Below are 13411 nucleotides of genomic sequence, written 5' to 3' on the forward strand. Positions count from 1 at the left end.
CTTTGAACTTTCAATCACATTTTGCTCGTTTTACAAATTTTGGTAGTTTGCTAGCTTAATGAAAGAGCTTTCATCCAAACTAGAGCCACCCGCGAGGACGCCATCGACATTATCGCGGCCCATAATTCCCGCAATATTGTCTGGCTTGACGCTCCCACCATATAAAACGCGAACGCCATTTGCCAAATCATCAGAATAAATATCAGCTAATGTTTGACGAATGAGGTAGCAGCCCTCTTCGGCTTGATCGGTGGACGCCGTCGTGCCACTGCCAATCGCCCAGCTTGGTTCGTAAGCAATCACGATCTTTGCCGCGTCTTCAGCACTGACACCCTTCAACGCCGCCGAAACCTGATTGACGACCCAGTGAATTCGCTCACCAGACTCGCGTCGACCCATGGTTTCGTCGCAACAGACGATGGGTGTCATCCCGTTACGAAAGACGGCTTGCACCTTCCGATTAATAACGTCATCTGTCTCGTTAAAGTAACGCCGTCGCTCAGAATGCCCAACAATGGTATAGGGAATCCCCATTTCATGAAGTGCCTTAGGGCTGGTTTCGCCCGTATAGGCGCCTTCATCTTCGTAGTAACAAGCCTCAGCAGCAACGCGCAAGACGTTATCGGTATTGGCCTCTAACATCGTCTGCAAAAATAGTGCTGGTGCCGCAACGGCCGTTTCGACCTGGTCTGCAGCGGGCAATTTCCCCTGAATAGCGGTCATAAATTGCTTCGCTGAAGCCACCGATTTATTCATTTTCCAGTTTCCTGCAATGAGTGGTATCCGCAACCTTATCCACCCTTTCCTAAAAATAAATTGACTACGCTCATCATCTTACCCAATTCGGGTCAGATTAGCCAGCGAAGACCCTTCGCCGCGAGCCATCATCATAATAAAGAGCCGTGATGATGCCACCACAGCTCTTTATATTTATTTACTTTTCAGAAATTGCAGCGATACCTGGTAAGGTCTTACCTTCAAGGTATTCAAGGGAAGCACCACCACCAGTGGAGATGTGAGAAAGCTTGTCAGCAACACCGAGTTGTTGAACAGCGGCAGTTGAGTCACCACCACCAACAATCGTCTTGGCGTTCGTCAAAGTTCCCAAGAACTTCCCGATTTCCAAAGTACCTTCTGCATAATTACTCATTTCGAAGACACCCATTGGGCCGTTCCAAACAACAGTCTTAGCATCCTTCAAAACATCTTCGAATTCAGCAACGGACTTAGGTCCGATATCAAGAGCCATGTAACCATCAGGAACGTCACCATCGACGGTCTTGTGGGCAGCATCGTTATCGAACTTTTCAGCAACAACGGAGTCAGTTGGGAGAACTAACTTATCGCCGGCCTTGTCCAAGATTTCCTTGGCTAAGTCGATCTTGTCAGTTTCAACCAATGAATTCCCAATCTTCATACCCTTAGCAGCGTAGAACGTGTAAGTCATCCCACCACCGATAAGAATCTTGTCAGCCTTAGCCAACAAGTTGTCGATAACACCGATCTTGTCAGAAACCTTGGCACCACCCAAGATAGCAACGAATGGGTGTTCAGGGTTGTCGACAGCACCACCGATAAACTTGATTTCCTTTTCCATCAAGAAACCAGCAGCGGTTTGGGCCATGTTAGAAGCGATACCCACGTTAGATGCGTGTGAACGGTGAGCCGTCCCAAAGGCATCGTTAACGAAGACGTCACCCAATGAAGCCCAGTACTTGCCCAATTCAGGGTCGTTACCGGATTCACGCTTAACGTATTCGCCATCTTTAACATCTTCGTAACGGGTGTTTTCCATAACTAAGACGTCGCCGTTGTTCAAGCCATCAATGGCATCTTCAAGCTGCTTACCTTCAGTGGTTGGAACAAAGGTAACTGGCTTGTTTAACAGGTTGGACAGACGTTCTGCAACTGGACGCATGGACAAACCTGGCTTGTCTTCTTCCTTCTTGATCCGACCTAAGTGAGATAAGAGGATGGCCTTGCCACCATGTTCAATAACGTACTTAATCGTTGGTAATGCGGCAACGATCCGATTATCGTTACCAATGACGCCGTCTTTGATTGGGACGTTAAAGTCGACCCGCATCAGGACTTTTTTGCCCTCTAAGTCTAAATCAGAAACTGTTAATTTAGCCAATTTAGAAAACCCTCCTTGAGTAATATCTTTTAAAAGATTACTTTCACAATATACAGCACTTACCTTTGAATTTCAAAGGACTTATGCAATTTTTTAGTGACTTACAAAAAACGCAGCGAGGAAATTCCACCCCCCGCCGCGTCTGTGAGTCTATTTTAAGCTAATTTACAACGGTCGGATTAGAGAGTTGCGAAGTGCAATAAAGTCCGAACCATGTTGCAAGTGAAGCCCCATTCGTTGTCGTACCAAGCAACAGTCTTAACTAATTGCGTGTCACCAGCGGTAGTAACTTCCGTTTGGGTTGGGTCAAAGACAGAACCATGGTCGTCATCGATGATATCAGTAGAAACGATTTCATCAGCGTTGTAACCAAAGGCGTCGTTGTTAACCGTGTGCTTCTTGATAGCTTCGTTGATTTCGTCAGCAGTAACGTTCTTGTCCAGAACAGTAACCAATTCAGTCAATGAGCCGTCAACAACACCAACACGTTGTGCATGGCCTTGTAACTTACCCTTCAATGCTGGGATAACTAAGCCGATAGCCTTAGCTGCACCAGTTGAGTGAGGAATAGTGTTAATGCTTGCAGTACGGTTGTTACGCATCTTCTTGCCACGAGGGCCATCCAAAATTTGTTGGGTAGCAGTGAAGGCATGAATAGTCGTCATAGTACCAGCCTTGATCCCGAATTCTTCATTCAAGAAGTAAGCCATAGGTGCTAAACAGTTGGTCGTGCAAGAACCAGCAGAAACGATGATATCGTCCTTGCTCAAGACGTCCAAGTTAACACCAGGTACAACAGTCGTAACAGCACCGGCTGGAGCAGATACTAATACCCGCTTAACACCAGCTTCGATGTGGGCGTGAGCCTTTTCTTCGGAAGTGTAGAAACCGGTACATTCGAGAACGAAGTCAACACCGTCATTCTTAACCCAAGGAATGTTTTGTGCCTTTGGTTCAGCATAAACAGGGTATTCCTTACCGTCAACCACGATGCCAGTGTCCGTAGCGGAAACTTCGCCAGGGAAACGGCCATGAGTTGAGTCATACTTCAACAAGTAAGCCAACATTGAAGGTGTCGTCAAATCGTTGATGGCAACTACTTCGATGTCACTTGAGTGGAGTTCGTGAATCCGCTTGAAAGCCAAACGGCCGATACGTCCGAAACCATTAATACCAATCTTTACAGTCATACTGTGATTTCCTCCTTCAGGAAGCAAACAAAGATAATTTTTTTAAAAAGCAGTACATGTTAAGTGTATCACTTTTTTAAAACAAAGTCAGCAGCACCTTCATCGGTTATTAACCAAGTCTGTGCTGGCGCTAAATGCATGTACGCCGCAATTGCCGTACCCTTTTCGGCACCACCGGCAACGGCGATCACTAGCTGTTTAGCGGCTAAATCCGCAATGTCTAACCCAATGCGGGGAAATTTGCTGACCACGTGACCCTCGGCATCAAAGAAATACCCAAAGGCCTCACCCACGGCATGGGCCGCGGTTAGGTCAGCGATCACGTGCGGCGTCATCTGCCGCCGTTTGGCCATGACAAGGGCCTGACCAATTCCGTGAATCACCACGTTGCTCTGCGCAATCAATTGCAAAACCTCATGAATGGCCGGCTCCGCAAAAAGTGGTTTATAGGTTGCGGTCGTTAACTGTTCGGGAACATATAACGATCGAAAATCACTGTTGGTTCGCTGCGCCATACGGGCACTGACCGCGTTGGCTTGAATTGCTGGCGATTCACCCACGCCCCCGCGAGCGGGAACGAAAAGTAACTCGCGATTCATGGCCAGTGTCGGTGTCAAAGCCTCCGCCACGTTCGCCAGAGTGTGACCACCCATGACCGCGACGATGCTCTTCCCGGCTGGCAATTCATCGGCTAGTACCTGACTAGCAGCCTGAGCTAAGCTAGCCAGATTACCATTTGCCGCCGTACTATCGCCTGGGACGATGGTACAGTGTGCAATGTTCAGGCGTTGCGCCAGCGCCAACTCTCGCTGTTGTCGACCAGCAAGTTCATCCATAATGGGACTCAATCCCTGAAGAACGCGCTGACCAGTCGCCGTCACCTGCATCCCCTTAGCTGACATTTGGATAAATCCCAAGTCGGCTAAAGCGTCCGTGGTGGTGCGCACCGTCCGTTCGGAACAGTCTAGGCTAGTTGCCAAGGTACGCCGGCCAACCGGTTGGAGGCTCGCGACACCTTGTAGCATTCGAAACCGGCTGGTTAATTTCGTAACCATTTGGGGCATAATTGCTTCTACCCATTGCCAATCCTCACGCATTCGACTACCTCCTAGTGGGACAATAACCGACCAACGGTGGCTAATTAGCGCCCACCCTGGCCAAAAAATTGAAGGCCAACCAGAGCTAACCTTTACTGTGTCAGTATAAGCCCCCGCCCCCACTTTGGCAAGTCATTCATACCGTTAAATAATGAAAGCCCTTACATAAAATGTTTTAAAAAAAGCCGTAACCACTACTTGAATTTATATTCAGCTTCGGGTATAGTAGTTAAGTGCTCTTGAAGCACAACGCTTTATGCGCCCGTAGTGTAATGGATCGCACGTAAGATTCCGGTTCTTGAAATGGGGGTTCGATTCCCTCCGGGCGCATCAGAAGCAATCGGTTAGCCACGTTCAGTAATGGATGTGGCTTTTTTGTTGCCCTTTGTTAACCATCTCTATCACTGAGACTACTAAAAAGGCGAGTTTAGCTCCCTCACAAGCAAGGGAAAACTAGACTCACCTTCAAATTACTGTTGATTCAATTGGTCCCACCGGCGACGCAACGGTTGGGCAATCAGTGGCGCCACTAGCATATCCAAAATAAACTCGGGAACCCCATTGGTCACGAGCGAAATCATCAAGACGGCCCCTAACGTTTGATTTCCCTTCGCGCCAAAAGCAGCCGCCACGGTCGGGTTCTGATAGAAGAGAAAGACCAAGCCGAGGACTAAGAACGTGTTCACTAAGGCGGCACATCCCGCCGCCACAGCCATCGAGCGATGCATGGACCATTGCCGCTTACGTCCCCACAGATAAAGTCCCCCGGCTGCCAATCCCATTAGGAATCGTGGCAAAACGGAGATTAAAGGATTGGTAAAAATTAACGGTGCTACTGGACTAGATGGCCAAGTGAATGCCCGGACGAAGGTGATCAGTCCCCAGAAGCCGCCAATCAACATGCCATCCTTAGGTCCCAAGGCAGTTCCGGCAACGATAACCGTTAACCCAATCAAGGTCATACTAAAGGGCCCCAATGGAATGTACCCCAGAAATGGTAAGATATTTTGTAGTAAAACGATCGCCATCAACAGTGAATCCACAACCAGGCGAAAAGTCTTGTGTCGCGTCATTTACCCGAACCTCCACTTAAAGTTAATGCCGTTATTATAGCATGGTTTCCCCCCTGAAAAATAGAAAGTCCCTTGTATTTTTATCCAAAATCAGGTATCATAATTAGTGTTGTTTCTCAACGTTTTATGCGCCCGTAGTGTAATGGATCGCACGTAAGATTCCGGTTCTTGAAATGGGGGTTCGATTCCCTCCGGGCGCATCAATAACAATTGCTTAGCCACGTTCGTTTCGCGGACGTGGCTTTTTTTTCGCAAAAAAAGCACGATTGCTCGTGCTCTAAGACTCAGTCAAATATAAATCACGCTCAAATTTCCAAATGAAATATCACCTTGGATGGCCACTACTGGACCGTTCTCGTTGAGTTCTTGGGTGCCTTTTTCTTCAACGACGCCAAAGCTCGTGTTCACATTCTGCTTGATGTTCCAAGTCCGTGGCAAATACAATTCAATGCTACCGAAGGACCCATCAACCACAATGGTCGCGCCCGCTTCATTTAAAATGACGTTGTCAAAATAAACCTTCGCGTTCCCCATGGACACCTTAACGACCGCCTGTTTGAAATCATTCGATTGCAAGTAACGAATGCTACTACTCATATTGACGTCAACGATGGTTTCGGATTCATTGATATTCTTAATGTCGTCGTAGCCGTGGTGAAAATTTTTATTCCACCCGTGGCCGTGGTGCTGGCCGTTAATAAACGTCATGTTGCGGCGCCAGCGCCACCGTGGTTTGATGATCATCGATAGTCCAATCGACAGTAATAAAGCTGCTCCTAGAATCGTCCACGGTGCTAATGCGACAATTCCCAGTGGCTTCGCGAAAATGATGGCCAAGAACGCCAATGAGAAGATCATTCCGGTCACACTAACCTGAATGAGGCTTTCTACGAAGGCGGCCACTAAAAACATGGCGACTAATAACGCCCAGAAACCAATGTGATAGCTCAAAACGCCAAGCTGACTTGTGATCAGGATGCCCGCGCCTAAGACGAAGAAGCTTCCCCAAAACCAATTTCTATGCATTTGTATTACCCCTTTCGCTCCAGTGTTTCCTTTAGGCCCTTATAGAAGCGCCGCGACACGTAGAGCTGCTTGTGTGAATTCTGAAATTTAACGAGATTGCCCGTAACCGACTTCGTTAGCGAAAAAACCTGGTCACAGTTGAGGATGGCCGACTTGGAGACCCGAAGAAAGTTGGCCGGTAAAACGGCCTCCAGCTCATACAACCGCTGTCGCGTCAAGAACACATCGGTCGCGGTATGGACCATCACTTGGTGGTCCGCCGCCTCAAAGAATAAGACATCGCGCAGGGCAACCTGATAATTCTTCCCACGCTGGCTAAACGTCATTCGAGCGGCCGTTGCTTCCGCCGCTTCGATGGCTTTTACAATTTGATCAACATCGACATCGTTTGGCGTTCGGATTGTGACTTCCGGTTCCTTTAGCTGGTCATCAACTTCCACGCGAATCTTCAAGCGCTCACCCCCTTTCGTTAGTCTTAGTAAACCATATTGTGGGGTGAAATAAAATAAGTTCACCGTAACCGGTCATGTTAGTCCCGTAAGTGGTCAATTTAAGATTAGTCAGTGGTCAAACGAAGCCGTGAATTTTAGCAAACGGTCCCTCTCTTCACAACCTGCTTAGATTAGGACCGTGGTTACTGCCCCAACGGCCATCACCATCTCTATTTGCCGCTGTCACGCTTAAAAAGATGTGACAGAATACGTGACGTTTGGTCAAACTCTGGTATGATAGTTCTAGTCAAATGGTTGTGGGAATTAACAGAGTCTAATTGTTTGACCTGTTTTGACCTTAGCGGTACACTAGCATCATGTTAGCTAATCGCTAGCCATACAATTGTTAATAAGGAGGCTATCTTGTCATGAATTTAGTACCAACAGTTATTGAACAATCATCCCGTGGCGAACGGGCTTATGATATCTATTCACGACTATTAAAGGACCGGATCATCATGTTGTCTGGCCCAATCGAAGATGACATGGCAAATGCCATCATTGCGCAATTGCTCTTCTTGGACGCCCAAGACTCCACTAAGGACATTTCGCTCTACATCAACTCACCAGGTGGGGTCGTATCTTCCGGCTTAGCCATCTACGATACCATGAACTTCATCCAATCCGACGTACAAACGATTACGTTGGGGATGGCAGCTTCCATGGCCAGTGTCTTGGCTTCATCCGGGACTAAGGGTAAGCGATTTGCTTTGCCTCATGCCCAAGTGATGATTCACCAACCTTCTGGTGGTGCTCAAGGTCAACAAACGGAAATTGAAATTGCCGCGCGTGAGATCTTGAAGACCCGTCAATTGATCAACCAAATTTTGGCTGACAATTCCGGTCAACCCGTTGAACGTCTAAATCAAGATACTGAACGGGACAACTACTTGAGCGCACAAGAAGCCGTCGATTATGGTTTGATCGACCACATCATGACCAATAGTAGTGAACAAAAGAAGTAATCACATTCTAAAAAAACATCGGCCACTTGGTCGATGTTTTTTTGTTTGTGGAAAATTTCCGCGCTACGGCTGCCAGGGATTCCGCCTGCTGTGGGGACGCTTCAGCCTGAGAAACGGGCTTCTCGCTCGATTTGAAGCCGTGAAAGACCCACGTCTTCAAAGTCGCCCATGGCCTAGGCTAGCAAAGAACGCCAGCCAACGCCATTCTCACGGCCGGCTACATCCCTGGCCTCCTCCGGCTCAGACTGTACTCATCAACAATGATCGACAATATCTACAAACGTTATGGACGATGATGCTTCAAATTTCCAAATTGTATTTATAACACTACTGACTAACATGCTCGACGATTATCATTTTATGCTTAAATTGTAACGAGTAAAAACGAGGCCCCAACAATCGGGACCTCGTTTTTTCATATCTATTCTTAGATTTCCAATCCCATATGCTGATATGGATGGACGCCAATCATCAATCGACCGTCCGGCTTAAAGCCTTGCCGGTGGTAGAGTTTGGCTGCGCCGGGGTTGCCATCATCGACGTTCAAACTGATTTTATTCTTACCAAGTTTTTCCACAAATTGGGGTAAAGCATTCAGCAGATGACTACCGATTCCCTGCCCCTGGGCCTGTGGCGCAACCGCCAGCATGCTCAGGTACCACTCGCCCGGCCGACTCTCGCCGCCAAGTTCCAGTGGTGCCGTGAACCCAGTTTGATTGGCCGATACCTGCTTCAAGATTTGGTTCACAGCCACTTCGTTCTCAGCTGGATGTCCAAAGGCCACGCCCAAGACGCAGTCCTTGTCACCGGCGACCAGTGTCTGCGCTATCCCACTCAAGTTCTCTGGCATCGAATACAACGTCGTCAGCATCGAAATCAATGCCGATTCCGTCACATTTTTCAATACGGGCATCTCCATATCACGATAGATCATGGCGATCAACGGGGCAATCTGCGCACCGTCTTGCGGTTGTGCTTGCCGAATTTGCATGTAAAACCAGCCTCCTAGCTTAGAAATGAGTAAACGACGGAAAGTTTTCGGGACAGAACTCCCCACCGCATTCAATCAATTTACCAACCACCTTAACAGATAACACCTGATATCGTCAAATCTTCTGTCTACGAAAAAAATGGGATAGCAGGCGGTTAGTCAATAAGCCTTAACAATAATCCCGGTTTTTGAATTGTTTGTCTATCGGGGTTAAGCAGTGTTGACTGCCTTGTGGCACACGCTTCGACCATATACGTTTGGAGCACAAAAAGGCCTGGGAGTCTCGTCCCAGGCCTTTCACACGTTAACTTCAAGTTATCTCGTTACGCCGTCGCTTCTTCACGCAATTTCTTAGCGTAGTCGTTGATTTTCCGTAGCCGGTGATTGATCCCCGACTTTGAAATCGGCCCACCAGGAACCAAGTCACCTAATTCTTTTAGGCTAACTTCTTGGTGTGACAGCCGCGTTTCCGCGACCTCGCGCAGCTTCGTTGGCAATTGGCCCAGGCCCACGGTCGAATCGATAAACTGAATGTTGTCGATCTGCCGCGTTGAGGCATTGGCCACCTTGTCCAAGTTGGCGTTTTCGCAATTGACCAACCGGTTGACCGAATTTCGCATATCGCGCATGATCCGCACGTCTTCGAACCGCAACATGGCCGTCGTCGCACCAATTAACGATAGGAAGTCGGCAATCTTTTCGGCACCCTTCAGGTAAGTAATGTACCCACTGCGCCGTTCAATGGTCCGTGCGTTCAAGTCGTAACGGTTCATCATGTCCGCAATCATCCGGTTATGCTCTTCATACAAGGAATAGATCTCCAAGTGATAGCGACTCGTTTCGGGATTGTTGACCGATCCTCCGGCCAAGAATGCGCCCCGTAAGTACGACCGTACGCGCATATCATCATTCAAGATTTCATCCGGGACAGACTCCAAGAGTTGCATCCCATCAAAAATTCCGAGATCAGACAAGACTTCGGTTGCTCCCGTCTTGACCCGCACGATGTACAGGTTATTTTTCTTTAACTTCATTTTACGCCGCACTAACAATTCACTTTCCAAATCATAGAATTGTTTAAGCAACTGGTACATCCGCCGCGCAATGGCGGGGTTCTCAGTTTGGACGTTCAACACGAACCGATGATTCGCCAAACCTAACGCGCCGTTCATCCGAATCAACGCGACCAGCTCGGCCTTTGCATTTTCCCGATGAACATCGAGCGTGGTTAATTCTTTTTTGACTTCACTGGCATAAGACATCGTTAAGACCTCCGTTCCTTGGGGGCTCGCGGTTGGCCAATCAAGTTCAAGAGTTCGCGCACGACCTCCTGCCCATTGTGAAAGGCCCCGTTATCCCGTAGCATTAAAAAGTCCGTGGAGATGACCCGGCACCCCTGATCGCGGAGTCCCTGGAAATCGTGACGAACTGGCTGGGACATTTCATCCCACCGTTGATAGTCGATGTACCGGTCGGGCACCTTACGGGTGTTGACCAAGACGGTATCAATAAAGTTAGCTTGCAAATGTTCATTCAACACGCGAACATGATCGGCGTCGGTAAAGTTTTCCGTTTCGCCCTTCTGCGTCATGATATTGCAGATATAGACGACCTCGGCGGAACTATCCCGCACGGCCTGACCCACGCTGTCGATCATCAAGTTAGGGAGAATACTGGTAAACAGACTCCCAGGTCCCAAGACGATTTGGTCCGCATTCATGATGGCATCGATCACGGGTTGGACGGCCTGTGGCTGCTGGTGATGATCACTGGTTTCGACCCACACCCGTTTGATCAGCTTATGGGCCGCCGTAATTTCGGCTTCCCCACTGAGCTTACTGCCATCCGCAAACTGCGCGTGCAACTCCAGCGGTTCATTGGCGGCCGGATAAATGTGGCCGTTGACCCGCATCAGTTGTGACAATTCCTGGACCGCATCAAAAATACCGCCCTTCATTTCCGACAAGGCGGCAATGATCAAGTTTCCAATGGCGTGGCCAGCGAAGAAATCATCGCTCGTTTCGAACCGGTACTGGAATAAATCCTTATAAATATCTGGGACTTCCGCTAGCGCCACCATGACGTTCCGAATGTCTCCAGGCGGCACCACGTTGACGTAGTGGCGAATGATACCAGAAGAACCGCCATCATCAGCGACCGTCACCACCGCAGTGATGTCGACGTCTTGATCGCGTAAATTACTGAGGATAACGGGTAATCCCGTCCCTCCCCCGATGACCACAATTTTAGGCCGTCGGGTTCGCATTGGGTCTCTCATGAGCGATTAGCGGACTCCTTTCGCTTCTCAATATCCCGGTGAGTCACGTGCACGGGGTACGCATCCCCGAGTGCCTGACCAATTCGTTGGGCCAAAGCGACGGAGCGGTGTTGCCCGCCGGTACAACCAATGGCGATAGTGAGATTAGATTTACCTTCCTTTTGATACCCGGGGACGATGGCCGTCAGCAAGCTCAGGAACCGTTGATAAAATTCCTCGGTCTGGGGTTGCTGCATCACGTAATCGTAGACGGGTTCATCCAACCCCGTCTGTTCCCGCAATTCAGGCAGATAGTAAGGGTTGGGGAGAAAACGAACGTCCATCACGATGTCAGCATCAATGGGCAAGCCGTACTTGAACCCAAAGGACATCACTTCGATATGGAATAACTGGACGTTTGTCGCCTCGTAATTATGAAAAATTTCTTCCCGCAACTTCCGCGGACTTAATTTTGTCGTATCAATGACTAGCTGGGCAGCCTGCCGAATGGGTTCTAGAAGACCACGTTCCCGTTGAATTCCCTCCATGACCCGACCGTTACGTGCCAACGGATGGGAACGCCGAGTCTCCTTGTAGCGGGAAACCAGCTCTTCATCGGAAGCGTCTAGGAACAACACCTGCGCGTTCATCGTTCCATGAACGGCCACATCGTTTAGCATGCGGACAATTTCGTCATAGAATGCCCGGGATCGTAAATCAATGACCAGTGCAATCTTCGACAGTTTCCCCGATTCGCGCACGAGATCCCAGAACTTAGGTAATAACGATGGTGGCATGTTGTCGATGCAGAAATAGCCTAAATCTTCAAAGCTTTGCATGGCAACCGTTTTACCGGCACCACTCATCCCGGTGATAATGACCAGGCGAATATCTTCAGTCATGGCTTTTCCTCCAGCTTCCTTTTCAAAAACAACCTTTAAGCAGTATAACACACCGGGTGTGTCTTTTCCTAACGATTATCTTAAATTATCGGTAAATAATGCCGAAAATCATAACAATTTCACTAAAAGTTGACCGGAACACGCGGGTCACACAGATATTATCGTAGGTCTTGGTAAAAACGCAAATTGACCGTACTGCGGCTACCAAGAATTCCGCCTGCTATGATTGACGTGCTGTCCTTAAAAAACGCACTCTCTTATATCTCATGGCCAACCCAACTACAGAAATCAATAACCCTTGGCTCTAATCTATCTAATAATTGTTGTTACAATATGCAAAGCCAAGGTCAAAACACTAGCAACTGTAATACTCAGCGTACAAAAAAAGTTTCTCCCTAACTCAACAGGAGAAACTTTTTTCACTTTTAAAGATTGTCGCAAAATTGATTGTGTCCTCGTCACACTATGACTGCAGTTGGAACACCTCGGATTATACCCACTGGCCGTCACCATTTCATTCAGATTATGTCTACCCCATTAACCTGTATGTGAACGAGACACAGAAATTTCATCTCTCAATTTGAAATTTTTATGACCGGCTCCGAGCAATCGCAATCCAGATAGCGTTGACCCCAAAGACGATGAAGAACATGGCAATCAGCCAATTCAACGATAGTGCGGCTGCAATGGGATGGATAAATAACACGATTCCTAGCGCTAAACCGATCACGTCCAAGACCAGTGATAGCCAAAAGAAGGCCCCACCGAAGTCGCGTAAATGACTAGCAACCAGTAACCGCTCAACCGAATCAAAGATAAACCAGAGCGCAAACAGGTAGCCCAAGGTCACAATGGCACTATTCATATCAAAGAAGAAAACGACCGCAATCAAGATGTCTAAGATTCCAAAGGCCAACGCAAAGTTTGCACGTAGCCCCGTGACATCGTGTAACTTTTTGTAGCCCGCAATGGTGGTCAGCCCACTTAGTAAAGCCATGAAAGCAAAGATAATAGCTAAGCCCGTCAGACCGATCTTCGGTGACCGTAACAAGCCCACCGCAGCAACGATGAATAAAATACCGAGGATGAACTCACCCCAGTCAAATCCCCAACGGGTACGATTCATATTAAACATAAACCTACATCTCCTCACAACTCCGGCCAAGTGCCGACCGGCTTTTCAACTATTGTACTGGTTTTCAGCATTTCTCACAAGTTAACTTCAAATCGAGTAGGAGGTAGTCGATTATTTCAACTACCGACCTCTCACACCACCGTACGT

13 protein-coding genes and 2 tRNA genes are annotated in these 13411 nt (G+C 48.2%); 3 read left to right on the forward strand and 12 right to left on the reverse strand.

What is annotated here, in order from left to right:
* Nucleotides 1–30: 30 nt before the first annotated feature.
* The 4 genes from tpiA to FC99_RS09730 all read right to left on the reverse strand — a co-directional run bounded on the left by tpiA (nt 31) and on the right by FC99_RS09730 (nt 4424).
* On the reverse strand, nt 31–789 hold the full coding sequence (gene tpiA / locus FC99_RS09715) for a triose-phosphate isomerase (protein ID WP_048732340.1): 759 nt from the start codon (nt 787–789) through the stop codon (nt 31–33).
* A gap of 145 nt (nt 790–934) precedes the next feature.
* The gene (locus tag FC99_RS09720) at nt 935–2137 is read right to left on the reverse strand and encodes a phosphoglycerate kinase (RefSeq protein ID WP_048732342.1); all 1203 of its coding nucleotides are present in this window, start codon (nt 2135–2137) and stop codon (nt 935–937) included.
* A gap of 179 nt (nt 2138–2316) precedes the next feature.
* Nucleotides 2317–3327: a type I glyceraldehyde-3-phosphate dehydrogenase gene (gene gap, locus FC99_RS09725; RefSeq protein WP_048732345.1), complete on the reverse strand. Its 1011-nt coding sequence runs from the start codon at nt 3325–3327 to the stop codon at nt 2317–2319.
* A 68-nt stretch (nt 3328–3395) separates the two neighbouring features.
* On the reverse strand, nt 3396–4424 hold the full coding sequence (locus tag FC99_RS09730; protein WP_048732347.1) for a sugar-binding transcriptional regulator: 1029 nt from the start codon (nt 4422–4424) through the stop codon (nt 3396–3398).
* A 258-nt stretch (nt 4425–4682) separates the two neighbouring features.
* Between FC99_RS09730 and FC99_RS09735 the strand changes: the two genes are divergently transcribed.
* Nucleotides 4683–4754: transfer RNA gene (locus FC99_RS09735), tRNA-Arg, on the forward strand.
* Nucleotides 4755–4894: 140 nt separating this feature from the next.
* Here the strand turns inward: FC99_RS09735 and FC99_RS09740 are convergent.
* Nucleotides 4895–5497 carry an ECF transporter S component gene (locus tag FC99_RS09740; protein WP_048732348.1) on the reverse strand — a complete coding sequence of 201 codons (603 nt, stop codon included), beginning with the start codon at nt 5495–5497 and terminating at the stop codon, nt 4895–4897.
* Nucleotides 5498–5625: 128 nt separating this feature from the next.
* Between FC99_RS09740 and FC99_RS09745 the strand changes: the two genes are divergently transcribed.
* Nucleotides 5626–5697: transfer RNA gene (locus tag FC99_RS09745), tRNA-Arg, on the forward strand.
* An 88-nt stretch (nt 5698–5785) separates the two neighbouring features.
* Here FC99_RS09745 and FC99_RS09750 read toward each other — a convergent pair.
* Nucleotides 5786–6523: a LiaF transmembrane domain-containing protein gene (locus FC99_RS09750; RefSeq protein WP_048732350.1), complete on the reverse strand. Its 738-nt coding sequence runs from the start codon at nt 6521–6523 to the stop codon at nt 5786–5788.
* Nucleotides 6524–6528: 5 nt separating this feature from the next.
* The gene (locus FC99_RS09755) at nt 6529–6975 is read right to left on the reverse strand and encodes a LytTR family DNA-binding domain-containing protein (RefSeq protein WP_048732352.1); all 447 of its coding nucleotides are present in this window, start codon (nt 6973–6975) and stop codon (nt 6529–6531) included.
* A gap of 407 nt (nt 6976–7382) precedes the next feature.
* Between FC99_RS09755 and clpP the strand changes: the two genes are divergently transcribed.
* A complete protein-coding gene (gene clpP, locus FC99_RS09760) occupies nt 7383–7979 on the forward strand; it encodes an ATP-dependent Clp endopeptidase proteolytic subunit ClpP (RefSeq protein WP_048732353.1) in 597 nt (198 codons plus the stop codon).
* A 427-nt stretch (nt 7980–8406) separates the two neighbouring features.
* Here the strand turns inward: clpP and FC99_RS09765 are convergent, their stop codons facing one another.
* From FC99_RS09765 to FC99_RS09785, 5 genes are all read right to left on the reverse strand, one after another.
* Nucleotides 8407–8970: a GNAT family N-acetyltransferase gene (locus FC99_RS09765; protein WP_048732355.1), complete on the reverse strand. Its 564-nt coding sequence runs from the start codon at nt 8968–8970 to the stop codon at nt 8407–8409.
* A gap of 323 nt (nt 8971–9293) precedes the next feature.
* A complete protein-coding gene (gene whiA / locus FC99_RS09770; RefSeq protein WP_048732356.1) occupies nt 9294–10232 on the reverse strand; it encodes a DNA-binding protein WhiA in 939 nt (312 codons plus the stop codon).
* A 2-nt stretch (nt 10233–10234) separates the two neighbouring features.
* Nucleotides 10235–11248, reverse strand: coding sequence for a gluconeogenesis factor YvcK family protein (locus FC99_RS09775; protein WP_048732358.1), 1014 nt, complete (start codon nt 11246–11248; stop codon nt 10235–10237).
* Complete coding sequence (gene rapZ, locus FC99_RS09780; RefSeq protein ID WP_048732360.1) at nt 11245–12129, reverse strand: RNase adapter RapZ; 885 nt, start codon at nt 12127–12129, stop codon at nt 11245–11247. Before rapZ ends, FC99_RS09775 begins: the two co-directional genes overlap by 4 nt.
* Nucleotides 12130–12718: 589 nt before the next feature.
* Nucleotides 12719–13264: an HdeD family acid-resistance protein gene (locus FC99_RS09785; protein ID WP_048732361.1), complete on the reverse strand. Its 546-nt coding sequence runs from the start codon at nt 13262–13264 to the stop codon at nt 12719–12721.
* Nucleotides 13265–13411 lie beyond the last annotated feature (147 nt).

This window comes from Levilactobacillus koreensis JCM 16448 (assembly GCF_001435525.1).
In the GTDB taxonomy this organism is placed as follows: domain Bacteria; phylum Bacillota; class Bacilli; order Lactobacillales; family Lactobacillaceae; genus Levilactobacillus; species Levilactobacillus koreensis.

Bases quoted from the DNA above. Each gene is read 5' to 3' on its own strand.
- clpP (WP_048732353.1), top strand. From the start codon at position 7,383: ATGAATTTAGTACCAACAGTTATTGAACAATCATCCCGTGGCGAACGG.
- rapZ (WP_048732360.1), bottom strand. From the start codon at position 12,129: ATGACTGAAGATATTCGCCTGGTCATTATCACCGGGATGAGTGGTGCC.
- FC99_RS09740 (WP_048732348.1), bottom strand. From the start codon at position 5,497: ATGACGCGACACAAGACTTTTCGCCTGGTTGTGGATTCACTGTTGATG.
- FC99_RS09750 (WP_048732350.1), bottom strand. From the start codon at position 6,523: ATGCATAGAAATTGGTTTTGGGGAAGCTTCTTCGTCTTAGGCGCGGGC.
- FC99_RS09765 (WP_048732355.1), bottom strand. From the start codon at position 8,970: ATGCAAATTCGGCAAGCACAACCGCAAGACGGTGCGCAGATTGCCCCG.
- FC99_RS09785 (WP_048732361.1), bottom strand. From the start codon at position 13,264: ATGTTTAATATGAATCGTACCCGTTGGGGATTTGACTGGGGTGAGTTC.
- FC99_RS09730 (WP_048732347.1), bottom strand. From the start codon at position 4,424: ATGCGTGAGGATTGGCAATGGGTAGAAGCAATTATGCCCCAAATGGTT.
- FC99_RS09775 (WP_048732358.1), bottom strand. From the start codon at position 11,248: ATGAGAGACCCAATGCGAACCCGACGGCCTAAAATTGTGGTCATCGGG.
- gap (WP_048732345.1), bottom strand. From the start codon at position 3,327: ATGACTGTAAAGATTGGTATTAATGGTTTCGGACGTATCGGCCGTTTG.
- whiA (WP_048732356.1), bottom strand. From the start codon at position 10,232: ATGTCTTATGCCAGTGAAGTCAAAAAAGAATTAACCACGCTCGATGTT.